22 protein-coding genes, 1 tRNA gene and 2 pseudogenes are annotated in these 26,313 nt (G+C 54.3%); 17 read left to right on the top strand and 8 right to left on the bottom strand.

What is annotated here, in order from left to right:
- Positions 1 to 202: 202 nt before the first annotated feature.
- On the top strand, positions 203 to 1,384 hold the full coding sequence (gene setB, locus AC0TNG_RS06480; RefSeq protein WP_473713320.1) for a sugar efflux transporter SetB: 1,182 nt from the start codon (positions 203 to 205) through the stop codon (positions 1,382 to 1,384).
- Here the strand turns inward: setB and AC0TNG_RS06475 are convergent.
- Entirely contained in the window at positions 1,381 to 1,635 is a 255-nt protein-coding gene (locus AC0TNG_RS06475) for a YkgJ family cysteine cluster protein (protein ID WP_032645293.1), read from the bottom strand. The two genes, setB and AC0TNG_RS06475, sit on opposite strands and share 4 nt — an antisense overlap.
- A gap of 163 nt (positions 1,636 to 1,798) precedes the next feature.
- On the opposite strand from AC0TNG_RS06475, the gene yeiP reads away from it, so the two are divergent.
- Positions 1,799 to 2,371: an elongation factor P-like protein YeiP gene (gene yeiP, locus AC0TNG_RS06470; RefSeq protein ID WP_008500940.1), complete on the top strand. Its 573-nt coding sequence runs from the start codon at positions 1,799 to 1,801 to the stop codon at positions 2,369 to 2,371.
- A 95-nt stretch (positions 2,372 to 2,466) separates the two neighbouring features.
- Here the strand turns inward: yeiP and uxuA are convergent, their stop codons facing one another.
- Positions 2,467 to 3,657 carry a mannonate dehydratase gene (gene uxuA / locus AC0TNG_RS06465; RefSeq protein WP_370883452.1) on the bottom strand — a complete coding sequence of 397 codons (1,191 nt, stop codon included), beginning with the start codon at positions 3,655 to 3,657 and terminating at the stop codon, positions 2,467 to 2,469.
- A gap of 205 nt (positions 3,658 to 3,862) precedes the next feature.
- Here uxuA and AC0TNG_RS06460 point away from each other — a divergent pair, with 205 nt between their 5' ends.
- The 9 genes from AC0TNG_RS06460 (at position 3,863) to yejF (ending at position 15,454) form a co-directional block, all read left to right on the top strand.
- Positions 3,863 to 5,329, top strand: a complete 1,467-nt coding sequence (locus AC0TNG_RS06460) for a mannitol dehydrogenase family protein (protein WP_473713319.1) — start codon at positions 3,863 to 3,865, stop codon at positions 5,327 to 5,329.
- 122 nt (positions 5,330 to 5,451) lie between these two features.
- On the top strand, positions 5,452 to 6,438 hold the full coding sequence (locus AC0TNG_RS06455; protein WP_024908179.1) for a CobW family GTP-binding protein: 987 nt from the start codon (positions 5,452 to 5,454) through the stop codon (positions 6,436 to 6,438).
- Positions 6,439 to 6,471: 33 nt separating this feature from the next.
- Positions 6,472 to 7,173 carry a phosphatase PAP2 family protein gene (locus tag AC0TNG_RS06450; RefSeq protein WP_032646574.1) on the top strand — a complete coding sequence of 234 codons (702 nt, stop codon included), beginning with the start codon at positions 6,472 to 6,474 and terminating at the stop codon, positions 7,171 to 7,173.
- Positions 7,174 to 7,600: 427 nt separating this feature from the next.
- On the top strand, positions 7,601 to 8,170 hold the full coding sequence (gene mepS / locus AC0TNG_RS06445; protein WP_008500946.1) for a bifunctional murein DD-endopeptidase/murein LD-carboxypeptidase: 570 nt from the start codon (positions 7,601 to 7,603) through the stop codon (positions 8,168 to 8,170).
- A 127-nt stretch (positions 8,171 to 8,297) separates the two neighbouring features.
- Positions 8,298 to 9,854, top strand: coding sequence for a cyclic di-GMP phosphodiesterase (locus AC0TNG_RS06440; protein WP_024908180.1), 1,557 nt, complete (start codon positions 8,298 to 8,300; stop codon positions 9,852 to 9,854).
- A 74-nt stretch (positions 9,855 to 9,928) separates the two neighbouring features.
- Positions 9,929 to 11,734: an extracellular solute-binding protein gene (locus AC0TNG_RS06435; protein WP_024908181.1), complete on the top strand. Its 1,806-nt coding sequence runs from the start codon at positions 9,929 to 9,931 to the stop codon at positions 11,732 to 11,734.
- Between the two features lie 9 nt (positions 11,735 to 11,743).
- Positions 11,744 to 12,838 carry a microcin C ABC transporter permease YejB gene (locus tag AC0TNG_RS06430; protein ID WP_248272533.1) on the top strand — a complete coding sequence of 365 codons (1,095 nt, stop codon included), beginning with the start codon at positions 11,744 to 11,746 and terminating at the stop codon, positions 12,836 to 12,838.
- Entirely contained in the window at positions 12,838 to 13,863 is a 1,026-nt protein-coding gene (locus AC0TNG_RS06425) for an ABC transporter permease (RefSeq protein ID WP_024908183.1), read from the top strand. Before AC0TNG_RS06430 ends, AC0TNG_RS06425 begins: the two co-directional genes overlap by 1 nt.
- A gap of 1 nt (position 13,864) precedes the next feature.
- A complete protein-coding gene (gene yejF / locus AC0TNG_RS06420) occupies positions 13,865 to 15,454 on the top strand; it encodes a microcin C ABC transporter ATP-binding protein YejF (RefSeq protein ID WP_473713318.1) in 1,590 nt (529 codons plus the stop codon).
- Positions 15,455 to 15,457: 3 nt separating this feature from the next.
- Here the strand turns inward: yejF and AC0TNG_RS06415 are convergent, their stop codons facing one another.
- The 3 genes from AC0TNG_RS06415 to rsuA form a co-directional block, all read right to left on the bottom strand.
- Positions 15,458 to 15,802, bottom strand: a complete 345-nt coding sequence (locus AC0TNG_RS06415; protein WP_024908185.1) for a YejG family protein — start codon at positions 15,800 to 15,802, stop codon at positions 15,458 to 15,460.
- A gap of 279 nt (positions 15,803 to 16,081) precedes the next feature.
- Complete coding sequence (locus AC0TNG_RS06410) at positions 16,082 to 17,278, bottom strand: Bcr/CflA family multidrug efflux MFS transporter (protein ID WP_045402783.1); 1,197 nt, start codon at positions 17,276 to 17,278, stop codon at positions 16,082 to 16,084.
- A 15-nt stretch (positions 17,279 to 17,293) separates the two neighbouring features.
- The gene (rsuA, locus tag AC0TNG_RS06405; RefSeq protein WP_021241522.1) at positions 17,294 to 18,001 is read right to left on the bottom strand and encodes a 16S rRNA pseudouridine(516) synthase RsuA; all 708 of its coding nucleotides are present in this window, start codon (positions 17,999 to 18,001) and stop codon (positions 17,294 to 17,296) included.
- Between the two features lie 281 nt (positions 18,002 to 18,282).
- Between rsuA and radD the strand changes: the two genes are divergently transcribed.
- Together radD and rplY are read left to right on the top strand one after the other, a co-directional pair.
- Positions 18,283 to 20,043, top strand: coding sequence for a DNA repair helicase RadD (radD, locus tag AC0TNG_RS06400; protein ID WP_473713317.1), 1,761 nt, complete (start codon positions 18,283 to 18,285; stop codon positions 20,041 to 20,043).
- Between the two features lie 125 nt (positions 20,044 to 20,168).
- Positions 20,169 to 20,453, top strand: a complete 285-nt coding sequence (gene rplY, locus AC0TNG_RS06395) for a 50S ribosomal protein L25 (protein WP_008500956.1) — start codon at positions 20,169 to 20,171, stop codon at positions 20,451 to 20,453.
- A gap of 50 nt (positions 20,454 to 20,503) precedes the next feature.
- On the opposite strand, the gene yejK is transcribed toward rplY, so the two are convergent.
- Positions 20,504 to 21,511, bottom strand: a complete 1,008-nt coding sequence (yejK, locus tag AC0TNG_RS06390; protein WP_008500957.1) for a nucleoid-associated protein YejK — start codon at positions 21,509 to 21,511, stop codon at positions 20,504 to 20,506.
- Between the two features lie 134 nt (positions 21,512 to 21,645).
- Between yejK and AC0TNG_RS06385 the strand changes: the two genes are divergently transcribed.
- The 4 genes from AC0TNG_RS06385 to AC0TNG_RS06370 all read left to right on the top strand — a co-directional run bounded on the left by AC0TNG_RS06385 (position 21,646) and on the right by AC0TNG_RS06370 (position 25,205).
- Positions 21,646 to 21,873, top strand: coding sequence for a YejL family protein (locus AC0TNG_RS06385; protein ID WP_008500958.1), 228 nt, complete (start codon positions 21,646 to 21,648; stop codon positions 21,871 to 21,873).
- 19 nt (positions 21,874 to 21,892) lie between these two features.
- Entirely contained in the window at positions 21,893 to 23,653 is a 1,761-nt protein-coding gene (gene yejM / locus AC0TNG_RS06380) for an LPS biosynthesis-modulating metalloenzyme YejM (RefSeq protein ID WP_048991690.1), read from the top strand.
- Between the two features lie 72 nt (positions 23,654 to 23,725).
- Positions 23,726 to 23,802 (top strand) — tRNA-Pro (locus AC0TNG_RS06375).
- A gap of 662 nt (positions 23,803 to 24,464) precedes the next feature.
- Positions 24,465 to 25,205, top strand: a complete 741-nt coding sequence (locus AC0TNG_RS06370) for a hypothetical protein (RefSeq protein WP_061714739.1) — start codon at positions 24,465 to 24,467, stop codon at positions 25,203 to 25,205.
- Positions 25,206 to 25,398: 193 nt separating this feature from the next.
- On the opposite strand, the pseudogene AC0TNG_RS06365 reads toward AC0TNG_RS06370, so the two are convergent.
- A pseudogene (locus AC0TNG_RS06365) lies at positions 25,399 to 25,902 on the bottom strand (glycoside hydrolase family protein); the annotation flags it as partial.
- 97 nt (positions 25,903 to 25,999) lie between these two features.
- Positions 26,000 to 26,203: pseudogene (locus AC0TNG_RS06360) on the bottom strand (site-specific DNA-methyltransferase); the annotation flags it as partial.
- Between the last annotated feature and the right edge of the window lie 110 nt (positions 26,204 to 26,313).

Below are 26,313 nucleotides of genomic sequence, written 5' to 3'. Positions count from 1 at the left end.
TTTAGAGATACAGCACATTTCTTCTTCGTTCAGCTGAATTTTGCTGAAGTTCAGCAAGACAGTTTCAGCTAAGGTCAGCCCGGTGAAGTGTAAGTTGAAATGCCATTTTGATTTTTCGTGGCATCATTGACCGCACCCACTGTTTATTTTTTAGCTGACGGCGTAAACTCCGCCCCTCTCTGCTACTCGCTAATTATAAAACATGCATAACACCCCTGCGGCGGTCTCGCCGAAGCCCTTTGATTTGACCTCTGCGGCATTCCTGGTTGTTGCCTTCTTCACGGGCATTGCCGGTGCGTTACAGACGCCAACGCTCAGCTTATTTTTGACCAATGAGGTTCATGTTCGTCCGGCGCTGGTTGGCTTCTTTTTTACCGGAAGCGCCATCATCGGCATCCTGGTCAGCCAGTTTCTGGCGGGACGATCCGACAGAAAAGGCGATCGTAAAAGCCTGATTGTTTTCTGCTGTCTGCTGGGGGTCATGGCCTGCGTTCTGTTTGCCTGGAACCGCAACTACTTCATTCTGCTCTTCGTCGGGGTATTCCTGAGCAGCTTTGGCTCGACGGCTAACCCACAGCTGTTTGCGCTTGCCCGCGAACACGCCGACCATACCGGACGTGAAGCGGTGATGTTCAGCTCTGTCCTGCGTGCGCAGGTGTCGCTGGCATGGGTGATTGGCCCGCCGCTGGCCTACGCGCTGGCGATGGGTTTTGGCTTTACGGTGATGTACCTGAGTGCGGCCGTTGCGTTTGTGGCGTGCGGCGCGCTGGTGTGGTTCTTCCTGCCGTCCATGCGCAAAGAGCCCAAAGTGGCAACGGGCGTGCTGGAAGCGCCGCGCCGTAACCGCCGCGATGCCCTGCTCCTGTTTGTTATCTGCACGCTGATGTGGGGCACCAACAGCCTGTATATCATCAATATGCCGCTGTTTATTATTAATGAACTGCACCTGTCGGAGAAACTGGCGGGCATCATGATGGGCACCGCGGCCGGGCTTGAGATCCCGACGATGCTCATCGCGGGCTATTACGCTAAGCGCTTCGGAAAGCGTTTTTTAATGCGCATCGCCGCTGTCGCCGGTCTGCTGTTTTATATCGGTATGCTGACGGTACATACGCCGGGGCTGTTGCTGGCGTTACAGCTGCTGAACGCCATCTATATTGGCATTCTCGCCGGGATAGGCATGCTCTATTTCCAGGATCTGATGCCGGGTCAGGCAGGCTCAGCCACCACCCTTTATACTAATACCACCCGCGTGGGCTGGATTATCGCGGGCTCAATGGCCGGTGTCGTGGCCGAAATCTGGAACTATCACACGGTGTTCTGGATTGCGCTGGTGATGTGTACGCTGACGATGGGCTGCCTGGCGAGAATTAAAGACGTTTAAGGCGCGGTGAGCGTTTCAAGTTCAAGAAGGTACGTCATCGCCTGCTCTCGCGTGCTGCCGCACATTTCGGCAGCGGGCTGAAGCCCGGAGCAGACTTTCGGGCGCAACGGTGAGCCAAAGATCATGCACAGGTTGGTTTCCGAGAGCTGAACGCAGCGGGTATTGGCAGGCTTGCCCTCGGGCATTCCTGGAATGGGGCTTGAAATGGACGGTGCAGTACAGCACGCGCCACAATCGGGACGGCAATCCATAAATGCTCTCTTTCGCTGACGATCGCCCGCGAGTCGGGCATCGCGCGCACAGTAACACCTTTTGCGTATTGATAGCAAAAGCCACGAATTCCTCTTGCCTGAAAGGCCGCGCGCGAGTAATTTGGCGCGATATTTTTTACCTCCCGTAAACAGGATTACTGCAATGCCAAGAGCGAACGAAATTAAGAAAGGTATGGTGCTGAATTACAACGGCAAACTGCTGATTGTGAAAGATATCGACATTCAGGCCCCGAGCGCCCGTGGTGCAGCAACGCTGTACAAAATGCGTTTCGCCGATGTGCGTACCGGCCTGAAAGTGGAAGAGCGCTTTAAAGGTGACGATATCGTCGATACCGTGACCCTGACCCGTCGCTATGTTGATTTCTCCTACATCGACGGCAACGAATACGTGTTCATGGATAAAGAAGATTACACCCCGTACATCTTCACCAAAGATCAAATTGAAGAAGAGCTGCTGTTTATCCCTGAAGGCGGCATGCCTGACATGCAGGTTCTGACCTGGGACGGCGTGCTGCTGGCGCTGGAACTGCCTCAGACCGTCGATCTGGAAATCGTTGAAACGGCGCCTGGCATCAAAGGCGCGTCAGCAAGCGCGCGCAACAAACCGGCTACCCTGACGACCGGCCTGGTTGTGCAGGTACCGGAATACCTCTCCGCTGGCGAGAAAATCCGCATCCATATCGAAGAAAAACGCTATATGGGTCGCGCTGACTGATTGCGGCGTTTGTCGGGTAGCGGCTTCGCCTTACCCGACCTACAAAAACACAAAAACCGGCTCTCAGGCCGGTTTTTTTATTGTAGCAATTCAGGCTACAGAAGCTCCGGATACTTCGTCATTTTCAGCGCCAGCTCAACGCCGCGCACTTCCGCCATGCCTTTAAGACGGCCAATCGCCGAATAGCCCGGGTTGGTTTTCTTACGCAGATCGTCCAGCATCTGGTGACCGTGATCCGGACGGAACGGGATAGGACGCACATCGCCCGCCTGCTTACGACGCGCCTCTTCCGCCAGAATGGCGTCTACCACCGCCACCATATTCACATCGCCGCCCAGGTGCGCCGCCTCGTGGAAGGTTTTTGGATTCTCTTCGCGGCAGGTCGCGCGCAGATGCGTGAAGTGGATACGATCGCCGAAGGCTTCAATCATCCGCACAAGGTCGTTATCCGCACGCACGCCGTAGGAGCCGGTACACATGGTAAAACCGTTGTAAATGCTGTTTACCGTCTCTTTCAGCCACTGCATATCTTCAATCGTGGACACGATACGCGGCAGGCCGAGGATTGGACGCGGTGGATCGTCCGGATGTACGGCCAGGCGAACCCCTACTTCTTCCGCAACCGGCACGATAGCGCGCAGGAAATACGCCATGTTTTCACGCAGCTGCTGCTTATCAATATCGCCGTATTCCGCCAGGCGCGCGCGGAACTGATCCAGCGTATACCCCTCTTCGGCCCCAGGCAGGCCCGCAATAATATTACGGGTCAACTTTTCGATGTCCGCGTCACTGGCAGCGTTAAACCACGCTCGCGCCTGCTGCTGCTCTTCCGCGGTGTAATCCGCTTCGGCGCCAGGGCGTTTCAGAATGTGCAGTTCGAATGCCGCAAAGGCAATCTGATCGAAACGCAGCGCTTTCGAGCCGTCCGGCATCTGATATTCAAGGTCGGTTCGCGTCCAGTCGAGGATAGGCATGAAGTTATAGCAGACCGTATCAATGCCGCAGGTCGCCAGGTTGCGAATGCTCTGCTGATAGTTAGCAATCCAGGTCTGGTATTCCCCTGAATGGGTTTTAATGTCTTCATGAACCGGGATGCTTTCCACCACAGACCAGGTTAACCCCTTCTCCGCCAGCAGCGCCTGACGCTGTTGAATTTCCTCTATCGGCCAGACCTGACCGTTTGGAATATGATGCAGCGCCGTGACGACACCCGTTGCGCCAGCCTGGCGCACATCATCAAGAGAAACCGGATCGTTCGGCCCGTACCAACGCCAGGTTTGTTCCATTGCCTCACCCTCTTAAGTTGTTATACCAATATGCGTTACTGCAATGACGACTACCATACATGTTTGCTGCTAAGGGTCAACATACCGCCACACATTGATTGATCAAACTCACAGAACGGGGATATTTACGGCTCACCAATTTTATTTGCTGTCATATAACTTTACACTGGCATTGTTAATTAATGGTTAATCAGGTGTGTACCTCATGAAGACAATTGCCTCCACCGCCCTTCCTGCCCGGGTTCAGCAACCGCGCTACGATCGCACGCAATTACGCTCCCGCATTGTACACTTTGGCTTTGGCGCGTTTCACCGTGCGCACCAGGCATTGTTAACAAATCGGGTGCTGAATGAAAAAGGCGGCGACTGGGGGATGTGTGAGATTAGCCTCTTCAGCGGCGACGTGCTGATGAGCCAGCTGCGCGCGCAGGATCACCTGTTCACCGTGCTGGAGAAAGGTGCAGAAGGCAATGAGGCGATTATCGTCGGTGCCGTCCATGAATGCCTGAACGCAAAGCTGGACTCCCTGCCCGCCATTATTGAGAAATTTTGCGAGCCTCAGGTTGCGATTGTCTCGCTCACCATCACGGAAAAAGGCTACTGCATCGATCCCGCGACCGGGAAACTCGATCTACATAACGCGCGCATCATCCATGACCTTGAAAACCCCGCTGAGCCACATTCCGCCCCCGGGATCCTGGTCGAAGCGCTCCACCGCCGCCGCGAGCGCGGCTTGCCGGCGTTTACCGTGCTGTCCTGCGACAATATCCCTGACAACGGGCACGTGGTGAAAAACGCGGTGCTGGGCATGGCGCAAAAACGTTCCGCAGGGTTATCTGAATGGATTGATAGCCACGTGAGTTTCCCGGGGACGATGGTCGACAGGATTGTGCCCGCCGCAACGGAGGCCTCGCTGGCGGAAATCACCGACGCGCTCGGCGTGGAAGATCCGTGCGCCATCAGCTGCGAGCCGTTCATTCAGTGGGTCGTAGAAGATAATTTTGTCGCCGGGCGTCCCGAGTGGGAAGTGGCGGGTGTCCAGATGGTGCAGGATGTGCTGCCGTGGGAGCAGATGAAATTACGCATGCTCAACGGCAGCCACTCTTTCCTGGCGTATCTGGGGTACCTCGCGGGCTACGCCCATATAAATGAATGCATGGAGGACGCGGCGTTCCGTGAAGCAGCCCGTCGGCTGATGCTGGACGAGCAGGCCCCCACGTTGCGCATCAAGGATGTCGACCTCACGGCATACGCCGATAGCCTGATCGAACGCTTTGCCAACCCGGCCCTCCAGCATCGGACCTGGCAAATCGCGATGGACGGTAGCCAGAAGCTGCCCCAGAGAATGCTGGACGGGATCCGCGTTCATCTTGAGCGAAATACGCCGTGGTCGCTGCTGGCCCTGGGCGTGGCCGGCTGGATACGCTACGTCAGCGGTACCGACGAACGCGGAAACGCGATTGACGTACGCGATCCCCTTAGCGATAAAATCCGCGCCATCGTCAATGCCAGCAGCGACGCCAACCGCGTCCACGCGCTGCTGGGGCTGAGTGAGGTCTTCGGTCACGATCTTGCGCATAATCGCGTTTTTGTGGAGGCTGTCAGCCAGGCCTATGAGCGCATAACCCGCCACGGCGCACGTCAGGCTGTTATCGAAACGTTAAATCTTTAACGATTATTGCGCTTAATGCGAACGGATGAGGCCTCCGTTCGCCCTTCCCCTTCTCACAGGGCACGTTTTTCGCCAGGATAGAGAATAGTGTTATAGCATCACCATTCTCATCCGGAGCGCACGTGACCAAAACCAACCTCATCACCGGTTTTCTCGGCAGCGGTAAAACCACCTCAATTCTCCACCTGCTGGCAAATAAAGATCCGGCCGAGAAATGGGCCGTGCTGGTCAATGAATTTGGCGAGGTGGGCATTGACGGCGCGCTGCTGTCATCCAGCGGCGCAATGATTAAAGAGATCCCCGGCGGGTGCATGTGCTGCGTCAATGGCCTGCCGATGCAGGTCGGGCTCAATACCCTGCTGCGTCAGGGCAAACCTGACCGCCTGCTGATTGAACCCACCGGGCTGGGTCACCCGAAGCAGATCCTCGATTTACTGACCGCCCCGGTTTACGAGCCGTGGATCGATCTGCGCGCCACCCTGTGCCTGCTCGATCCGCGTCAGCTTCTGGATGACAAGTCGCTGGCCAATGAGAACTTCCGCGATCAGCTCGCCTCGGCTGACGTTATTGTCGCGAATAAAGCCGATCGCGCCACGGCTGAAAGCCAGGCCGCGCTGGAGTCGTGGTGGCAGCATTTCGGCGGCAATCGCACACGGGTGCAGGCCACCCAGGGAAATATTGATAGCGCCCTGCTTGACCTTCCACGTCTGAACCTCACCGCGTTGCCCGCCAGCGCGGAGCATGCGCACAGTCATCCGGTTAAGCAGGGTCTGGCAGCCCTGAGTCTGCCGGAGCACCAGCGCTGGCGCCGTAACCTGAACAGCGGTCAGGGATATCAGGCCTGCGGGTGGATTTTTGATGCTGAAACCGTTTTCGACACCATTGGGATCCTCGAATGGGCCCGACTTGCGCCCGTCGATCGCGTGAAAGGGATCATGCGCACGCCAGACGGGCTGGTGCGAATCAACCGTCAGGGCGACGATTTCTTTATTGAAACGCAAAATGTGGCGCCGCCTGACAGCCGTATAGAGTTAATTAGTGCGGTTAACGCCGACTGGAATGCCCTCCAGTCCAGCCTGTTGAGGATTCGTTTAAGTTCAGGCGGCTAACGTTGCCCCTGTTTTCACACTATACAGAACGTTATGACAACTCGATTTCCCCTGATATTACTGCTTAATGTCGCCGGTCTGGCGCTTTTCTTCTCCTGGTATATCCCGGCGGATCATGGTTTCTGGTTCCCGCTGGATTCTGCCATTTTCCACTTCTTCAACCAGGAGCTGGTGAAGAGCAACGCGTTCCTGTGGCTGGTTGCCATCACCAACAACCGCGCCTTCGACGGCTTCTCGCTGCTGGCCATGGGCTGCCTGATGCTCTCTTTCTGGCTGAAAGAGGACAAAGCCGGGCGTCGGCGTATTCTGATTATCGGTCTGGTGATGCTGCTGTTTGCCGTCGTCATTAACCAGCTGGCAACCGCGATTATTCCGGTTAAGCGTTCCAGCCCAACGCTATTTTTCACCGATATTTATCGCGTGAGTGAACTGCTGCATATTCCAACAAAAGATGCGTCGAAGGACAGTTTCCCCGGCGATCACGGCATGATGCTGCTTATTTTTTCCGCAATTATGCTTCGCTATTTCGGCAGAAAAGCGTTTGCCATAGCCCTGATTATTTTTGTGGTTTTTGCCTTCCCGCGCGTAATGATTGGCGCTCACTGGTTCACCGATATTGCCGTCGGTTCGCTCTCCGTGGCGCTGATTGCGCTGCCGTGGTGTTTGATGACCCCACTGAGCGACAGGATAATAGCGCTGTTCGATCGTTATCTTCCCGGTAAAGCGCAACAATAATTGAACAAATAACTAACCTAAATTAACGTGAGCTATCAGGGATCGACATGATCCCTGATAGCCTTCCCGCCACGATCTTTTCCCAGTGTCATATTCTTGTCATCACATTCATGATAAAAATGAAGCAATTGCGCGATAAAGCCTCGGATCTGACCGCATTTTAAGCAATTACGGATTTTTACTTTCTGTATCACATTTTCTTATAAAAAAAAGGCTTTTTTTACTCGCAATACCCCTGGCAATCGGTTAATCTCGAACTCGTTTTGCCCCATAGGGATAATTATTTCGATGGTGAATAATTTTGTGCGCTATGCCACAAATGTGACCAGAAAGAATTGTCTCAATGTGAACAGATAATTAGTCTCGTCACGTTTGGCATTTTTATAACGATATTTGTCGTTAAGGACTTCAAGGGATAATAAACAAAATGGTCAAATCTCAACCGTTTCTGAGATATATCTTACGGGGGATCCCGGCGATAGCAGTCGCGGTACTGTTATCTGCATGTAGTACATCGAACACCGCAAAGAATATGCATCCTGAGACGCGTGTTGTGGGAATGGAAGATTCCTCGTCACTGCAAGCCTCTCAGGATGAATTTGAAAATATGGTACGTAATCTGGACGTGAAGTCCCGCATTATGGACCAGTATGCTGACTGGAAAGGCGTGCGCTATCGTCTTGGCGGCAGCACGAAAACAGGTATTGATTGTTCCGGTTTTGTACAGCGTACGTTCCGTGAGCAATTTGGGTTAGATCTTCCGCGTTCAACCTATGAACAGCAGGAGATGGGCAAGTCGATTTCACGTACCAAACTGCGCACTGGTGATCTAGTCCTGTTCCGTGCCGGTTCTACAGGTCGACATGTTGGCATCTACATTGGTAACGACCAGTTCGTACATGCCTCCACCAGCAGCGGTGTGACCATTTCCAGCATGAATGAACCGTACTGGAAGAAGCGCTACAACGAAGCACGCCGCGTACTGACCCGCAGTTAATATGACTATTGTATCGTTGGTTATCCCTTGGCTGACGATATGATGAAAAAAAGCACTGCTTCGGCAGTGTTTTTTTTTGCCCATTACACTGAATACATCCAGCGGCATTTCAGGAATCACGACGTCTATGCTCACCCGCTACTTCTCCAGTAATCGTAAGATACTGATCCTCAGTATTATCACGGGTCTCATCACCGCCCTGCTCCTGGGTTCCCTGCAATTTTCCTGGAGTTACCACAAGCGGGAAGTCAAATTCGACACTCTGGTGAATGATGTAAGCGCCTATATGGGGAGCTATTTCGACGATTTAAAAAAAGCGGTCAATGTTCTCCAGCCCCTCACGCTGAACACGTGCCACGACGTCAATCAGGAACTCACCTCACGCGCGGCCTTCAGCATTAACGTTCGCGCCTTCCTGCTGGTCAGGGACAAAATGGCGTTCTGCTCTTCCGCCACGGGCCCGATGAATGTCCCGATGGAGACGCTGATACCTGAGCTGAATATCGATAAACCGATCGATATGGCGCTGCTCCCGGGTACCCCCATGCTGCCTGATGAACCTGCAATTGCGATCTGGTACCGCAACCCATTAGTAAAGGGCGGCGGAGTGTTCACCTCAGTGAATATTAATCTGACGCCTTACCTGCTCTACACGGAGCGCCAGGACGAGTTCGCGGGTATAGCCATCATCATCGGCGATAACGCATTGTCGACCCAGTCCAGTACCCTGGTTCATGCGCACGAATTACATGACATCCCGGTCCGCACGGCGACGCTGAAAGACGTCCCCCTGACCATCAACCTGTATGCGGACGCATGGACCAGCGATGAAATTCTCTACGCCGTGTTCTTCGGGCTGGTATGCGGCATTTGTGCCGGTTCGCTTAACTACTACATCCTCAGCATTCGGCTCAACCCGGGTAAAGAGATTTTAAGCGCCATTAAGCGCGGCCAGTTTTACGTGGTTTATCAACCCGTCGTTGATGCCAAATCGCTCAAAATGACCGGGCTTGAAGTGCTGATGCGCTGGAAGCACCCGACAATGGGGGAAATTCCGCCTGACGCGTTTATCAATTTTGCCGAAGCGCAGAAGCTGATTGTCCCACTGACGCTGCATCTCTTTGACCTTATCATTCACGATGCACCCGTGTTACAAACGCTGTTACCCCCGGGTGCCAAGGTGGGCATTAACATTGCGCCGGGGCATCTGCATGCGGAAAGCTTCAAGGACGATATGCGCACCTTCAAAGCGCTACTGCCGCCGGATTATTTCCAGATCGTGCTGGAAATTACCGAACGCGACATGCTGAATCATCGGGAAGCCAACAGCCTCTTCGAATGGCTGCATAACGAAGGGTTTGAAATCGCCATTGATGATTTTGGAACCGGCCACAGCGCGCTGATTTACCTTGAGCATTTCACCATGGACTACCTCAAAATAGACCGTGGTTTTGTTAATGCGATCGGTACTGAGACCGTGACGTCGCCGGTGCTGGATGCCGTTCTGACGCTGGCAAGACGACTGAATATGTCGACCGTCGCCGAAGGGGTAGAGACGCCGGAACAGGCGGCCTGGCTGCGCGAACACGGCGTTAACTTCCTGCAGGGATACTGGATTAGCCGCCCGATGCCGCTGGCGCAGTTCCGCGAATGGCGTCCTGATATTTCGCCCGAGGGCGATTAATTTCACATTGTCCGCGACGTCACTTATTATTCAGCTTAACCGAGCCGGTCTGTAAAAGAGGGAGCCGCCGCGAGATGCTTATGCGCTTTATGTTGCTGATGTTGGCATTCACCAGCCTGTCCAGCCAGGCGCAAGCCATCAAAGAAAATATCGCCTTCGCGGTGATTGGCGAGCCGAAATACGCGGTCAATTTTACGCACTTCGATTACGTCAACCCTGCCGCGCCGAAGGGCGGTAAGGTGACGCTTTCCGCCACGGGAACCTTCGACAACTTCAACCGCTTCGCCCTGCGCGGCGTGGCGGCAGCGCGGACGGAATCGCTTTACGATACGCTCTTTGTCACCTCTGACGATGAACCCGGCAGCTACTATCCGCTGATTGCCGAGAACGTGCGTTACGCCGATAACTTCGCCTGGGCGGAAATCTCGCTGAACCCGCGGGCACGTTTTCACGATGGCACACCGGTTAAAGCCAGCGACGTTGCGTTCACCTTCCATAAATTTATGACCGAAGGCGTGCCCCAGTTCCGCATCGTATATAAGGGCGCGTCCGTCAGAGCCATTGCGCCGCTCACCGTGCGCATCGAGCTGAGCGAACCCAATAAAGAGAACATGCTGAGCCTGTTCTCGCTGCCGGTAATGCCTGAATCGTTCTGGAAAAATCATAAGCTAAGCGATCCCCTTTCGACTCCCCCACTGGCAGGTGGCCCTTACCGCATTACCGACTGGCGCATGGGGCAATATGTCGTCTATTCCCGCGTCAAAGACTACTGGGCGGCCAATCTGCCGGTAAACCGCGGACGCTGGAACTTCGACACCCTTCGCTATGATTACTACCTCGACGATAACGTGGCGTTTGAAGCGTTCAAAGCCGGGGCCTTCGATTTGCGCGTCGAGAGCAGCGCCAAAAACTGGGCGACCCGCTATATCGGCAAAAATTTCGCAAAAGGCTATATCGTCAAAGACGAGCACAAAAATGAGTCTGCCCAGGACACCCGCTGGCTGGCGTTTAATATTCAGCGTCCGGTATTTAATGACCGCCGGGTGCGGGAAGCTATCTCCCTGGCCTTTGATTTTGAGTGGATGAACAAAGCGCTGTTTTACGGGGCCTACAGCCGCGCCAACAGCTATTTTCAGAATACCGAATACGCCGCGCGCGATTACCCGAAAGCCGACGAGCTGGTCCTGCTGGCACCGCTAAAAGCGGAGGTTCCGCCGCAGGTGTTCACCACCGTGTTTCAGCCGCCCGCATCGAAGGGTGACGGCTACGACCGTGACAACCTGCTGAAGGCCAGCAAGCTGCTGGATGACGCGGGCTGGCACCTGAAAAATCAAAAGCGTGTGGATGCCAAAACGGGTAAGCCGCTCAGCTTTGAGCTGCTGCTCTCGTCCGGAGGCAACGATCAGTGGGTGCTGCCGTTTAAGCACAATCTTGAGCGGCTGGGTGTGACTATGAACATTCGCCAGGTGGATAACGCGCAGATCACCAGCCGCATGCGCAGCCGTGATTACGACATGATGCAGCGCCTGTGGCCCGCCCAGCCGTGGCCCAGCTCGGACCTGCAAATCTCCTGGGCCTCCAGCTACATTGACTCCTCGTACAACGCGCCGGGGGTAAAAAGCCCGGCGATTGACGCGCTCATTGCGAAAATCGTGGCGGCGCAGGGGGATAAAGAAAAGCTCCTGCCGCTCGGGCGCGCCCTCGACAGGGTCTTAACCTGGAACTACTACATGCTGCCGATGTGGTATATGGGCGAAGATCGCCTTGCGCGCTGGGATAAGTTCTCCGTGCCTGCCGTGCGCCCTGTCTACTCCCTGGGCTTTGATACCTGGTGGTATGACGTTAACAAAGCCGCCAGACTTCCCGCTGAGCGGCGATAAGGAATTATCATGGGTGCCTATCTTCTCCGCCGTCTCCTGCTGGTCATCCCCACCCTGTGGGCCATCATCACGATTAACTTTTTTATCGTGCAAATCGCCCCCGGTGGGCCGGTCGATCAGGCCATTGCCGCCATTGAATTTGGCAACAGCGGCGGCATGCCCGGCGGCGGCGCTGAAGGGATGGGCGCCAGCCATGCGCGAACCGGCGTAGGGAATATCAGTGAAAGCCACTACCGCGGCGGACGCGGGCTGGATCCGGAAGTGATCGCCGAGATCACCCACCGCTACGGCTTTGACAAACCGATTCACGAGCGCTATTTCAAAATGCTCTGGGATTACATCCGCTTCGATTTTGGCGATAGCCTGTTTCGCAGTGCGTCAGTGCTGACGCTGATCAAGCAAAGCCTGCCGGTTTCGATCACGCTGGGGCTGTGGGGAACGCTGATTATCTATCTGGTCTCTATTCCGCTCGGGATCCGCAAAGCGGTGTACAACGGCAGCCGGTTCGATATCTGGAGCAGCACGTTCATCATTATTGGCTATGCCATCCCGGCATTTCTGTTTGCCGTCCTGCTGATCGTCTTTTTTGCCGGGGGAAGCTATTTCGACCTCTTCCCGCTGCGGGGGCTGGTCTCCGCCGATTTCAGCTCCCTGCCCTGGTACCAGAAAATTACCGACTACCTCTGGCATATCACGCTGCCGGTGCTGGCCACGGTCATCGGCGGGTTTGCGGCCCTGACCATGTTGACCAAAAACGCCTTTCTCGATGAAATTCGTAAACAGTACGTCGTCACGGCCCGCGCCAAGGGCGTGAGCGAGAAGCAGATCATGTGGAAACACGTGTTTCGCAACGCCATGCTGCTGGTGATCGCCGGATTTCCGGCCACGTTCATCGGCATGTTTTTTACCGGCTCGCTGCTGATAGAGGTGATGTTTTCGCTCAACGGCCTGGGACTGCTGGGCTATGAGGCTACCGTGTCGCGCGATTATCCGGTGATGTTTGGCACACTCTATATTTTCACCCTGATTGGCCTGCTGCTGAATATCATCAGTGATATCAGCTATACGCTGGTCGATCCCCGAATCGATTTTGAGGGCCGCTGATGCCGCGTTTAAGCCCCGTCAACCAGGCCCGCTGGGCCCGATTTCGCCACAACCGCCGCGGCTACTGGTCGCTGTGGATTTTTGCCGTGCTGTTTGCCTTAAGCATGTGTTCGGAACTGATCGCCAACGACAAACCGCTGCTGGTGCATTTTAACGACCGCTGGTACGTACCGGTTATCGCCAGCTACACCGAAAGCGACTTTGGCGGCCCGTTTGCGACCCCGGCTGAATATCAGGATCCGTGGCTTCGCGATCAAATCGACAGGCACGGCTGGGCGCTCTGGGCACCGGTGCGCTTTGGCGCAAACAGCATTAACTTCGCCACCACGACCCCCTTCCCTTCCCCTCCCTCCGCGCAAAACTGGCTGGGAACCGATGCGAACGGCGGCGACGTGCTGGCCCGCATCCTGTACGGCACGCGAATCTCGCTTCTCTTTGGGCTGATGCTGACGATCTTCTCAAGCGTCATGGGCGTCGTGGCGGGCGCCGTTCAGGGCTACTACGGCGGGAAAATTGACCTGTGGGGTCAGCGGATTATTGAAGTCTGGTCAGGCATGCCGACGCTGTTTCTGATCATCCTGCTTTCCAGCGTCGTACAGCCCAACTTCTGGTGGCTATTAGGCATCACCGTCCTGTTCGGCTGGATGGCGCTGGTCGGTGTGGTAAGGGCCGAGTTTCTGCGCACCCGAAATTTCGACTATATTCGCGCCGCGCAGGCGCTTGGCGTGAGTGACCGCGGGATCATCTTCCGCCATATGCTGCCCAACGCGGTGGTAGCAACGCTCACCTTCCTGCCGTTTATTCTGTGCAGCTCCATCACCACCCTCACCTCGCTGGATTTTCTTGGTTTCGGGCTACCGCTGGGTTCCCCGTCGCTCGGCGAACTGCTGCTGCAGGGTAAAAACAACCTGCAGGCACCGTGGTTAGGCATCGCCGCCTTTCTGTCCGTGGCCGTGCTGCTGTCGCTGCTGATTTTTATTGGCGAAGCCGTGCGCGATGCCTTTGATCCGAACAAGGCGGTATAAAATGACCCAGCCTCTTCTGAGTATTGATAACCTGTCGATTGCTTTTTCAACGCAGGGCGAGACGCGCACCGTGGTCACCGACCTGTCGCTGCAGATCCAGCCCGGTGAAACGCTGGCCCTGGTGGGCGAGTCGGGTTCAGGCAAGAGCGTTTCGGCACTCTCCATCCTGCGGCTGCTGCCTTCTCCGCCGGTGAGCTACCCGCAGGGGGATATTCTGTTTCACGGCAGTTCGCTGCTGCATGCCGACGAACAGACCCTGCGCGGCATTCGCGGCAACAAAATCGCCATGATCTTCCAGGAGCCGATGGTTTCCCTCAACCCGCTGCACAGCCTGGAGAAACAGCTCTATGAAGTGCTCTCCCTGCACCGGGGGATGCGCAAAGAGGCCGCACGGGGAGAAATTCTGGACTGTCTGGAGCGAACAGGCATACGCAACGCGGCCAAACGGCTGAATGATTTTCCGCACCAGCTCTCCGGCGGCGAACGCCAGCGCGTGATGATCGCCATGGCCCTGCTCACGCGCCCCGAACTGTTGATTGCCGACGAGCCCACAACGGCGCTGGACGTAACGGTACAGGCGCAAATACTGACGCTGCTGCGGGAACTGCGTGACGAGCTGAACATGAGCCTGCTGTTTATTACGCATAACCTGAGCATTGTGAGAAAGCTGGCCGACAGCGTCGCGGTGATGCAAAACGGACGCTGTGTTGAACAGAATACCGCGTCAACGCTGCTGAGCGCGCCGCAGCACCCCTATACGCAGCGCCTGCTTGACAGCGAACCCTCCGGCGACCCGGTTCCTCTCACGGCTGACAGCACACCGCTGCTGCGCGTTGAGGATCTGTCCGTCTCGTTCCCGATCCGCAAAGGTATTCTGCGGCGCATTGTCGATCGGAACACGGTATTGAAAAACATCCGCTTCTCGCTGCGCCCGGGAGAATCCCTGGGGCTGGTGGGCGAATCCGGCTCGGGTAAAAGCACCACCGGTCTGGCGCTGCTGCGCCTGATCGCCTCCCAGGGCGAGATCCTCTTTGACGATATGCCGCTGCACCGCTGGAACCGCCGTCAGATGCTGCCCGTGCGGCCCCGCATGCAGGTGGTGTTTCAGGATCCTAACTCCTCGCTTAACCCGCGGCTCAGCGTGTTACAGATTATCGAAGAGGGTCTGCGCGTGCATCAGCCCGGCCTGAGCGCGCAGCAGCGCGAGCGGGAGGTCATTCGGGTCATGGCTGAAGTGGGTCTAGATCCCGAGACGCGCCACCGCTACCCTGCGGAATTTTCCGGTGGGCAGCGCCAGCGTATCGCCATTGCCCGCGCGCTGATCCTGAAACCGGAGCTGATTATTCTGGATGAACCGACGTCGTCGCTGGACAGAACCGTTCAGGCGCAGATCCTGGCCCTGCTGAAAGGGCTTCAGGAAAAGCACCGGCTGGCCTATATCTTTATCAGCCACGATCTACAGGTGGTGCGGGCGCTATGTCATCAGGTGATAGTGTTGCGACAGGGAGAAGTGGTCGAACAGGGTGAGTGCCAGCGCGTATTTAGCGCGCCAACGCAGCGCTACACGCGCCAGCTGTTGTCGGCAGACTAGCGGTCAGAACGGGTACTGGCCGGAGAAAGGTTCAGCAATGGCAACGCCAAAATTCTTCAGACGGCAGGTGGCGGCAAACTCGTCCTGGCTTTTCACAAACAGGCACGGCTCACCTTCGCATTCCAGGACGGAGCTGTCCACTTCAATATCCGTCAGGGCCTGACTGAGACGCTCCATCACCCGCCATGCATTTTCGTCGCTCGGGCTCAACAGCTTGAGTGCCACCAGACAATTTTCGGAGCCCGCGACGTTTTGCGGAATCGGTTCAACTTTCGAACCTGCAAAACCCGCCGACCAGCGATAGCTCTGGGGCAAGCGATGGACAATGGAGAGTTGTAATGTATTCACGTTCGTTCCCCGGAAGCAAAATTTACTTCACAATTTATTTACATTTATAGTAACACATCATCGCCAGCCTGCACTATTCAGCGCTTTTTTATCCGTTTCCAGGCTCGCGTCGGCGCTATATGTACCCGTTTCTGCGATCTAACTCAACCTTTTTGAATACAATGATGTGACTTTTTACACAAATAGATTTTACATAAAATAAACAAACACGGAATAAACGAACGAGGGTTTGGTTGATATGCATCAACAAAAAAGGCCCTGCCGGGCCTTCTCTGTGTTTTAGTGGGCCGCTTTTCGCGGTCGACTGGCGTAAAGATAGAAGAGTATCGAGCTGGTTGCGCAAAAAGCCATCGCCCACAGCATGGGCCATGCCGTCGTAAAGGTGGCCATCGAAAGCAACGCGCCAACGATAGCGCCGATGCCGAAGCGGAACGTCCCTGCCAGAGATGATGCGGTCCCCGCCATGTGCGGGAACTCATCCAGAATCACCGCCATCGCATTGGATGATACCATCGACACGCAGCCGACAAAGGCCGCCACGCCGACCACCAGCGCCCAGAAGCCCACGCCCAGAAACGCGCTCACCACCAGCCAGATCGCCATCACAAACTGGATCCACAGCCCGGCGCGGAACATGTTCAGCGCCCCCACCCGCCGGACAAAGCGGCTGTTGATGATGGTCATGATGAACAGGAAGACGATGTTCAGGGCAAAGTAATAGCCGAAGTGCTGCGGGGAAACGTGGTTCAGCTCGATGTAGACAAACGGCCCGGCGCTCAGGAAGGAGAACATCCCGGCGAAGCTGAACCCGCTTGCCAGCATATAGCTGAGCACGCGCTTGTGGCGAAACAGAGAGGCAAAGTTGCCGATGGTGGTTCGGATGTGGAATTTCTGCCGACGCTCGACGGGAAGCGTTTCATCAATAAAGAAGAAAATCATCGCGGAGGCCAGCAGCGCGGCCAGGGCCAGGATCCAGAAAATCACATGCCAGCTAAACCACACCAGCACCGCACCACCGGCCATGGGTGCCACCAGCGGCGCAATCGTCGTCACCAGCATCACGAACGACATCATGCGGGAGAACTCTTCCTTCGGGTAGATATCGCGCATCAGGGCGTTAATGACCACGCTTGCCGCTGCCGCCGCCAGACCGTGGAAGAAGCGCATGACAATCAGATGATCGATGGTCTGCGCCAGCGCACAGGCAACCGCAGCGGCCGCAAAGACCAGCGTCCCGCCCAGAATGACCGGCTTGCGTCCAAGGCTGTCCGCCATCGGGCCATAAAACAGCTGGCCGAGGGCAAAGCCAAGAATATAGGTGCTGAGCGTCATCTGCGCGCTGCCCGCCGGGACGCCAAACTGTGCAGAAATCACCGGCAGCGCAGGCAGGTACATATCAATAGACAGCGGCATCAGCATGGCCAGCAGGCCAAGAATGAAGACGATTTTGAACGACGAGTGTGGCCTGGTGGTCACAGAGTTCTCCTGAAATTAGTGCGAAGGCAGACCGACGCTGGCGATCTCTTCTTCCGTTAACGGGCGATATTCGCCTGGCGCCAGGTCGGGATCGAGTTCGATCGCACCAATCCGCTCACGATGCAGGCCAACAACGTGGTTCCCCACCGCGGCAAACATACGTTTCACCTGATGATAGCGCCCCTCGCTGATGGTCAGGCGGACCTCCGTCGGGGTGATGACCTCAAGCACCGCCGGTTTAGTCAGATCTTTTTCATTATGCAGCTGAACGCCTTTCGCGAAGTGCTCTGCCGTGTCATCCGACACCGGAGACTCCAGCGTCACGAGGTAGGTTTTCTCGCAGTGGTGGCGTGGAGAGGTGATGCGGTGCGACCACTGCCCGTCGTCGGTCATCAGCACCAGACCGGTGGTGTCGATATCGAGGCGGCCTGCGGCATGCAGCTTGTGCGCCACCGGTTCGTCGAGGAAATAGAGCACCGTCGGGTGATCCGGATCGTCCGTTGAGCAGACGTAGCCTTCCGGCTTATTGAGCATGAAGTAGCGCGGACCGTGCTGCTGGGTCAGCGGATTGCCATCATACTCCACCTGATGGTCAGGTTGCAGTTTGAACGCGCTGTCTCTCACAATGTCGCCATCCACGGTAACGCGGCTGGCGCGAATTTCGCGCCCGGCAATAGCGCGGCTTACGCCGAGTTGCTGAGCGATAAACTTATCAAGTCGCATGAAATCTTTTTAGCCTTAATGGTGCAGGAAGTCGGACAACAGGTCCGAAAAAAGAAGCAGTCTGGAACGGTTCAGTATAATGGTCTGGTTGCGCCACTCAAGGGAAAAAGTTTCGTGGCATACTATCTATACCCTAAATAATTCGAGTTGCATGAAGGCGGCAAAGGAGTGAATCCCCGGGAGCTTACATAAGTAAGTGACCGGGGTGAACGAGTGCAGCCAACGCACAGGCAACTTGAAGTATGACGGGTATATGTGCGGAATAACGAAACCGAGACCCTATGACTTTTACACTTCGTCCCTATCAGCAGGAAGCCGTTGACGCCACCCTCGCCTGGTTCCGTAAACATCGCGAGCCGGCGGCGATTGTGCTCCCGACCGGCGCAGGCAAAAGCCTGGTGATCGCCGAACTGGCACGTCTGGCCCGCGGCCGCGTGCTGGTGCTGGCGCACGTTAAAGAGCTCGTCGCGCAAAACCATGCCAAGTATTGTGCGCTTGGGCTGGAAGCCGATATTTTCGCCGCCGGGCTAAAGCGTAAAGAGAGCCACGGCAAAGTGGTGTTTGGCAGCGTGCAGTCGGTGGCCCGCAATCTGGATCTGTTTCGCAGCGAATTTTCGCTGCTGATTGTCGACGAATGTCACCGCATCAGCGATGACGACGACAGCCAGTATCAGCAAATCCTGTCCCACCTGAAAGCGGTGAACCCTCACCTGCGCCTGCTGGGCCTGACGGCGACCCCGTTTCGCCTGGGGAAAGGCTGGATCTATCGCTACCATTATCACGGCATGGTGCGCGGCGATGACAAGGCCCTGTTTAGCGACTGCATCTACGAGCTTCCGCTGCGCTACATGATTAAACATGGCTACCTGACGCCGCCTGAACGGCTGGATATGCCGGTGGTGCAGTACGACTTCAGCCGCCTGCAGGCGCAAAGCAACGGGTTATTCAGCGAAGCGGATCTTAACCAGGAGCTGAAAAAGCAAAAGCGCATTACGCCGCACATCATCAGCCAGATAGAGGAGTTTGCGCAGACGCGCAAAGGGGTGATGATCTTTGCCGCCACAGTTGAGCACGCGCGGGAAATCACCGGGTTACTGCCTTCCGGCGACGCGGCGCTCATCACCGGCGAGACGCCCGGCCCGGAGCGCGACAGCCTGATCGACGCGTTTAAAGCCCAGCGGTTCCGCTATCTGGTTAACGTGTCGGTATTGACCACCGGCTTTGACGCACCGCACGTCGACCTGATCGCCATTTTGCGCCCGACCGAATCGGTGAGTCTGTATCAGCAAATTGTTGGCCGCGGCCTGCGCCTGGCCCCCGGGAAAACCGACTGCCTGATTCTGGATTATGCAGGTAACCCGCACGATCTCTATACGCCTGAAGTCGGCGCGCCAAAAGGGAAAAGCGACAACGTGCCCGTGCAGGTCTTTTGCCCTGCCTGTGGGTTTGCCAACACTTTCTGGGGCAAAACCACCGCCGACGGCACGCTGATCGAACATTTTGGCCGCCGCTGTCAGGGCTGGTTTGAAGATGATGACGGGCATCGCGAGCAGTGCGATTTTCGTTTCCGCTTTAAAAACTGCCCGCAGTGCAACGCCGAAAATGACATTGCCGCTCGCCGCTGTCGGGAATGTGACACGGTGCTGGTTGACCCGGACGACATGCTGAAAGCAGCATTAAAGCTGAAAGATGCGCTGGTACTGCGCTGTTCCGGCATGGTGTTGCAGCCCGGCGCCGATGAAAAAGGCGAATGGTTGAAAATCACCTATTACGACGAAGACGGGGCGGACGTCAGCGAGCGCTTCCGGGTCCAGACGCCTGCTCAGCGAACGGCCTTCGAACAGCTGTTTATCCGCCCGCACACCCGCACCCCGGGCGTGCCCCTGCGCTGGATCACCGTGGCCGATATCGTGCGCCAGCAGGTGCTGTTGCGCCATCCGGATTTTGTGGTCGCCCGTAAGAAAGGCCAGTTCTGGCAGGTGCGCGAGAAACTCTTTGACTACGAAGGTCGCTTCCGTCGCGCCAATGAATTGCGCGGTTAGCGGGACTTTTCATTGATGTGAGGGGCATTTGAGTATAAAATGCCGCCCGCTTCACATCCGTGAGGCAGAACACTCACCTGCTGCTGGGTCGCCTGTAGTAGGGTTTTAAATACAGAGAGAAATCAATGTTTACTATCGAAGCAGAAGTACGTAACGTGCAGGGTAAGGGTGCGAGCCGCCGCCTGCGTACCGCTAACAAGTTCCCGGCTATCGTTTACGGTGGCGAAGCTGCTCCAGTTGCAATCGAACTGGATCACGACAAACTGTGGAACCTGCAGACCAAAGCTGAATTCTACAGCGAAGTTCTGACCATCGTTGTTGGCGGTAAAGAAGAAAAAGTGAAAGTTCAGGCTGTTCAGCGTCACGCGTTCAAGCCAAAACTGACTCACATCGACTTCGTTCGCGCGTAATCGCAAACCTGTCGAAAAAAACCCCGCTTCTGCGGGGTTTTTTGTGCCTGCTATTTACCGCCCGAGGTGCGGCGCTGAAGCTGATCGCGCAGATTCGGCGGCGTCCCCTTAATGGTCAGCGTATCGGTGGCCGGATCCCAGAAGATACGTTCCCCCAGCAGCATCGCATCAAAGTTGATGGTTAACCCGCCGCCGCTGCCGGCAAACTTGGTTAACTGGCGCAGCGTGCTGCGATCCGCCGGGAAGCTCTCTTCAAGCTCATAGCCCTTTTCTGCGGTAAATTCCTGGAAGCTGACTTCGCTGACGCCTGCCAGCTCTTTTGACAGCGACTCCAGCTCAATCTCTTCCCCTGCCTGCAGCTGTTCGTTGCAGTAGCTGTAAACCTGCTGGCGCACCGTCTGGCGCTCGGATTTATCGAGCTGCGCTTCTGCTGTGAAATCGTCAACCGCCTGGAGCAGCCCTTTGTTCTGCGCTTTGGCGTTAAGCCCTTCACTGGCACCGAGGAAGTCCATAAAGAAATCCGCCACTTTGCGGCCCACGCGCCCCTTCAGGAATGTCAGGTAGCGGGTCGACTCCGGGTTGGTTTCCCATTCGGTCAAATCAATACGCGCCACGATATCCGCATGGTTGATATCCAGATAATGCGTCGAGCTGATGTCCAGCTGCTCATTCACGCGCATGCTGCTTAAGTTATTCAGCACGGTAACCAGCAGATACTCGACCGCCAGATAGCGGTAGTGGCAGAACAGCACGATCCCGCCGTCGGCGAACGGATATTTCGCCAGCTCGTCGCGCAGACGCCCGGTTGCGGCGCGGCTAAACGCCAGAAAATCCTCTTCACCCTGGCGCTGCAGGCGCAGGCTATCAGCCAGTTCACTCTCTTCGCTGAACAGGCCATAGGCTTTATTTTTGGCGCTGTAGACGCGATGCAGCTCTGCCATCATCTCCACAACGGTCGCCGTGGGTTCCAGTAACGAATCGCGCAGCACCACTTCAAGGGTTTGCTCATCACGCTTGATAAGCTGGTGCAAGGCAATCTGGTTGATTTCCAGACTCATGATAAACTCTCCTTTTAGACCGGGCGGTATTCAACCACCACCAGGACATGTGTGCAACAACAGATAAAAAAGGGGAAAAAAAGCTGTTGCTACGGTAATATGTTGCCCTTTCATCAACAAACTGATTTTGATTTATGCCACAACATTCCCGCTACAGTGATGAACACGTTGAACAACTGCTCAGTGAGCTGGTCAACGTACTGGAAAAACATAAAACGCCGACCGATCTCTCCCTGATGGTTTTGGGAAATATGGTCACCAACCTGATTAACACCAGCGTTGCTCCGGCTCAACGTCAGGCGATCGCAAAATCTTTCGCCCAGGCTTTACAGTCGTCCGTCAGCAACGACCCGGCCCATTAAGGGATACGAACAACAGTTTATGGTGACGAATCGTCAGCGCTACCGTGAAAAAGTCTCCCAGATGGTCAGCTGGGGGCACTGGTTTGCCCTGTTCAACATTCTGCTGGCGACGGTCATTGGCTGTCGTTATCTGTTTGTCGCAGACTGGCCAACAACGCTCACCGGGCGTATCTACTCCTGGATAAGCGTTGTCGGTCACTTTAGCTTTTTGGTTTTCGCCACCTATCTGCTGATCCTGTTCCCCCTGACGTTTATCGTCATGTCGCAGCGTCTGATGCGATTCTTGTCCGCCATCCTTGCGACGGTGGGGATGACGCTGCTGCTTATCGACAGTGAAGTGTTCACCCGCTTCCACCTGCATCTCAACCCCATCGTCTGGGAACTGGTGATTAACCCCGACCAGAACGAAACAGCCCGTGACTGGCAGCTGATGTTTATCAGCGTCCCGGTGATCCTGTTGATTGAGATGCTGTTTGCCACCTGGAGCTGGCAAAAACTGCGTAGCCTGACCCGGCGACGCCATTACGCGAAGCCCGTCGCCGCGCTCTTCTTCGTCTCCTTTATCAGTTCGCACATCATGTATATCTGGGCGGATGCGAACTTCTATCGCCCTATTACCATGCAGCGCGCGAACCTGCCGCTCTCATATCCGATGACGGCCCGTCGCTTCCTCGAAAAACACGGCCTGCTTGATGCGCAGGAATATCAGCGCCGTCTTATTGAGCAGGGTAACCCGGAAGCCGTCAGCGTGCAGTATCCTCTGAGCGACCTGAACTACCGCGATATGGGACGAGGCCAAAACGTCCTGCTTATCACAGTCGATGGACTGAACTATTCCCGTTACGAGAAGCAGATGCCTGCGCTGGCCAATTTCGCGAGTCAAAACGTCTCGTTTACTCAGCATATGAGCTCAGGTAACACAACCGACGCGGGCATCTTTGGCCTCTTCTATGGCATTTCAGCTGGCTATATGGACGGCGTACTGTCTACCCGCACACCTGCGGCGCTGATCACCGGGCTGAATCAGCAGGGCTATCAGTTAGGGTTGTTCTCATCCGATGGCTTTAACAGCCCGCTCTACCGCCAGGCGCTGCTGTCTGATTTCTCACTGCCGACGGCACAAAATCAGTCTGATGCACAGACCGCCAGCCAATGGATAAACTGGCTGCAGCGCTACGCCCAGGAAGATAACCGCTGGTTCTCATGGGTTGCCTTTAACGGCACAACGCTTGCAAACAGCAATAAGAGTGATTTTGCGCGCCGCTACGGCCGCGCGGCGGGTGATGTTGATGCGCAGATTGGTCGCGTGCTTGACGCGCTACGTGAGTCCGGCAAGCTTGATAACACCGTGGTGATCGTGACCGCAGGCCATGGCGTCCCGTTAGGTGACGAGACGAAGAGTATGAGCTGGTCACGCCCGAACCTGCAGGTTCCGCTGGTGATCCACTGGCCGGGCACCCCGGCGCAGCGCATCAATATGCTTACCGAGCATAAAGATGTGATGACCACCCTGATGCAACGCCTGCTGCACGTCAGCACGCCAGCAAACGAGTATTCGCAGGGCCAGGATCTCTTCAGCGCCGCGCGCCGCCATAACTGGGTCACGGCTGCGGGTAATAATACGCTGGTGGTGACTACGCCGAAGCTGACGCTGGTGCTGAACAACAACGGGAATTATCAGACGTATAACCTGCAGGGTGAACGACTGAAAGACCAGAAGCCGCAGCTGAGCCTGCTGCTGCAGGTTCTGACGGATGAGAAGCGCTTCATCGCTAACTGATTAATAATAAACCAGTTAGCGACGGATTCCCTTGCATTCAAAACGGAATCGAGTAGTATTCTTTTCATGCGTCGGCACGTAGCGCAGCCTGGTAGCGCACCGTCATGGGGTGTCGGGGGTCGGAGGTTCAAATCCTCTCGTGCCGACCAAAATCACATTGAAAACCAGCCTCTTATGGCTGGTTTTTTCTTATCTATTTTTTGCACGGGGAATCATTGGGGAAAAACCGGGGGAAAATACCGTCAAAAAATCAGGCACAACATGTTTTTATCCCTTTGAATACTAAAAATATTAACATGTATAAAAATATATACGGTACAGCTATGATTGGCTCTCTAAGCCCCTTTTCTCTGGGACAACTATTGAGGTTTGAATAGGGTTTCTTGACGGCCACAGCAGAAAAATTTCTAATAGATTGCGTCATCCTTCACCGGTATGCTGCAGCCGATGCTGGTCGTAATAGCCGTTTGAGTCATTGGTCAGCGAAGCACAACCTTTATGTCTGCATGGCCTTTTGATGCGTTGGGGCATGATTATTTTTTCACTTATATTTGCTTAAACTGCACATCACACTTTTAAATCATCGTCATAAATTGCGTTTGCTGGCAGCCCGAAAATATTGTAACTTTATCTTTTTCTTATAGGCCTTATAACTAGTAGAAAGTTAAAAAAATCATCACCCCTAAGTCAAATTAAACAGAAAAGATTTGTTTGGTTAATTTAAACAATGTGCATTTTTTGATTAAGTCATTTATTCTAAATTCACCTGTAAAATCATTGATAGACAACTGAAACCTTTGAGGGCTATAAAATGGACAATGATGCTAAAATCAAGTTTCTTGAAAGAATAATTCCAATATCCAAATTTTTCACCACACCATACATTTCGGAAAGTACATCTAAATTATTATGGACTTTAACTATACTACATTTCTTATTCATACTTTTGTTTTTGAAGATTATTCAAATCAAAGAGATAACATTACTAATATTCAATATTGAATTATCAGTTTATTATTTACTCATCTTCATTTCATTATCTGCCTTTATAGTTTTTGTAAAGATAATATTTAATTACTGGTCAGATATAACTAACTGGCACTATGAGTTTGAACTAAACACACAAAAATTCGCAAGGTTACGACAAGAAATTGAAGTGAATAGACAATCGCTCCTTATCGAAACAGATAGTCTTTATAATCAAGTATTTGCCAGCCATGGCAGACTGAGCTATCAATTTACAAAATCACAACAGGCATTGTCACAACATGAAAATTTAGAGAACCCATCAGCGCAAGAGAAAAATATTAGGGAATTCTTAGGCATGAAATATAATTTCATATTAAATTTACTTAAGAAGGCCAACGTAAAGCACGAACAACAAATCAAAGAAAACCGTCAAACATCTGAAAATCTTAGTGAGAACCTAGAAAAGCTTTATAAGGTTGTAAAATCCATAAAAAAACAAAGGAGAATTACATTCGCTAGTAATTTTTTGCTTCCACTGACTTCCTTTATTTACATTATCTTTATGTTATTCGCTAGCAAATAAACATGGTTAAAGAAAACTATGTATATTTAAAGGAAACGAATGAATTGTTTGAACGCTACAGCTTAGATAATTATACTTTCTTTCGCAAGTTAATCCGATGCGGTAGCTTTGATCAGTTCGTTCCGTCCGCACACTGCCTGCGGCGAATGAAGCAATGAGAAGCACTGAAACCATGGCGGCTTTCCATCATGTATTAAAGATCATGCTGATCAATGGTCTCCCCCCAGCACGCCAACGCGCTTGCTTGGTCCCGTCGTTCAACCTGACCATAGCAGCCATTCTTCTGGCCTTTGGTTAGATGGCAGTCACGGCCACCGTCCTTAAGCCATCAGCGGATTGCTTCGCATGGACCTTTACGTTCACCTGCACTGATGCACTTATAGAAAGTCGATGGAAAATATTTACCGGGGCTGATGTTGTACGGGCAAAAGGATGCAATACCTACCTTCTACGGCTCCGTCAGAGGTACTTTGATATTGCGATCAATCCAAGCTAATGCCTTATCACGTTCAATAGCGTTAACCTTGCGGCATTGTTCCTCAGTGGCCGTAATGCCTTTAACAACACGCCTGCCATCGATGACAGTCACGCCGTGACATAAAGACCAGACCCCACCCGGATCAACAACGGCCACCAGCGCATTGCCTTCTTTCTCGCTGATGAATTGGTCGAAAATGAGTGTAGCAGATGTGTAAGCACACCTGTTTTAGTTCCACGCACTTTTTGAGAGTTCCGGTTTTTCAGCCGGCAGGCTTAAGGACTCGCCAGGACTAGGCAAGACACAGATCAAGCTAGCGGAGATAATCGGCGTCGCCGTTCCCCTTGTTATCCCAGCCGTTCGGCTTCACCTTAAAGTAAGGAGGATCCATAACAATAAGGTCAATGGAGTTATCTGAGAGGATTGCGAGGTAACGCAGGCAGTCAGCGTTGATAAGCTCAACACTGTTTAAAATTACAGTATTTTCATGGATCAATAAGCGGGTCTCTGATAGGCTCACTGTGCTTTAGCGCTAAAGCGGTGGGCCTCGGTTCGCTTGTTACCTTCATGCATGAGCAAATGGCTGGTTGGGTGCTACAACACCCACCAGCCGCCCATTCTTCACAGAAG

This window comes from Enterobacter sp. PL_is514 (genome assembly GCF_055816715.1).
This window is presented reverse-complemented; position numbering and strand designations above follow the sequence as displayed.

What these genes read in the sequence shown, in the direction of transcription:
- setB (WP_473713320.1), top strand. Translation starts at nt 203, where the DNA reads ATGCATAACACCCCTGCGGCGGTCTCGCCGAAGCCCTTTGATTTGACC.
- AC0TNG_RS06475 (WP_032645293.1), bottom strand. Translation starts at nt 1,635, where the DNA reads ATGGATTGCCGTCCCGATTGTGGCGCGTGCTGTACTGCACCGTCCATT.
- yeiP (WP_008500940.1), top strand. Translation starts at nt 1,799, where the DNA reads ATGCCAAGAGCGAACGAAATTAAGAAAGGTATGGTGCTGAATTACAAC.
- uxuA (WP_370883452.1), bottom strand. Translation starts at nt 3,657, where the DNA reads ATGGAACAAACCTGGCGTTGGTACGGGCCGAACGATCCGGTTTCTCTT.
- AC0TNG_RS06460 (WP_473713319.1), top strand. Translation starts at nt 3,863, where the DNA reads ATGAAGACAATTGCCTCCACCGCCCTTCCTGCCCGGGTTCAGCAACCG.
- AC0TNG_RS06450 (WP_032646574.1), top strand. Translation starts at nt 6,472, where the DNA reads ATGACAACTCGATTTCCCCTGATATTACTGCTTAATGTCGCCGGTCTG.
- mepS (WP_008500946.1), top strand. Translation starts at nt 7,601, where the DNA reads ATGGTCAAATCTCAACCGTTTCTGAGATATATCTTACGGGGGATCCCG.
- AC0TNG_RS06440 (WP_024908180.1), top strand. Translation starts at nt 8,298, where the DNA reads ATGCTCACCCGCTACTTCTCCAGTAATCGTAAGATACTGATCCTCAGT.
- AC0TNG_RS06435 (WP_024908181.1), top strand. Translation starts at nt 9,929, where the DNA reads ATGCTTATGCGCTTTATGTTGCTGATGTTGGCATTCACCAGCCTGTCC.
- AC0TNG_RS06430 (WP_248272533.1), top strand. Translation starts at nt 11,744, where the DNA reads ATGGGTGCCTATCTTCTCCGCCGTCTCCTGCTGGTCATCCCCACCCTG.
- AC0TNG_RS06425 (WP_024908183.1), top strand. Translation starts at nt 12,838, where the DNA reads ATGCCGCGTTTAAGCCCCGTCAACCAGGCCCGCTGGGCCCGATTTCGC.
- yejF (WP_473713318.1), top strand. Translation starts at nt 13,865, where the DNA reads ATGACCCAGCCTCTTCTGAGTATTGATAACCTGTCGATTGCTTTTTCA.
- rsuA (WP_021241522.1), bottom strand. Translation starts at nt 18,001, where the DNA reads ATGCGACTTGATAAGTTTATCGCTCAGCAACTCGGCGTAAGCCGCGCT.
- radD (WP_473713317.1), top strand. Translation starts at nt 18,283, where the DNA reads ATGACTTTTACACTTCGTCCCTATCAGCAGGAAGCCGTTGACGCCACC.
- rplY (WP_008500956.1), top strand. Translation starts at nt 20,169, where the DNA reads ATGTTTACTATCGAAGCAGAAGTACGTAACGTGCAGGGTAAGGGTGCG.
- yejK (WP_008500957.1), bottom strand. Translation starts at nt 21,511, where the DNA reads ATGAGTCTGGAAATCAACCAGATTGCCTTGCACCAGCTTATCAAGCGT.
- AC0TNG_RS06385 (WP_008500958.1), top strand. Translation starts at nt 21,646, where the DNA reads ATGCCACAACATTCCCGCTACAGTGATGAACACGTTGAACAACTGCTC.
- yejM (WP_048991690.1), top strand. Translation starts at nt 21,893, where the DNA reads ATGGTGACGAATCGTCAGCGCTACCGTGAAAAAGTCTCCCAGATGGTC.
- AC0TNG_RS06370 (WP_061714739.1), top strand. Translation starts at nt 24,465, where the DNA reads ATGGACAATGATGCTAAAATCAAGTTTCTTGAAAGAATAATTCCAATA.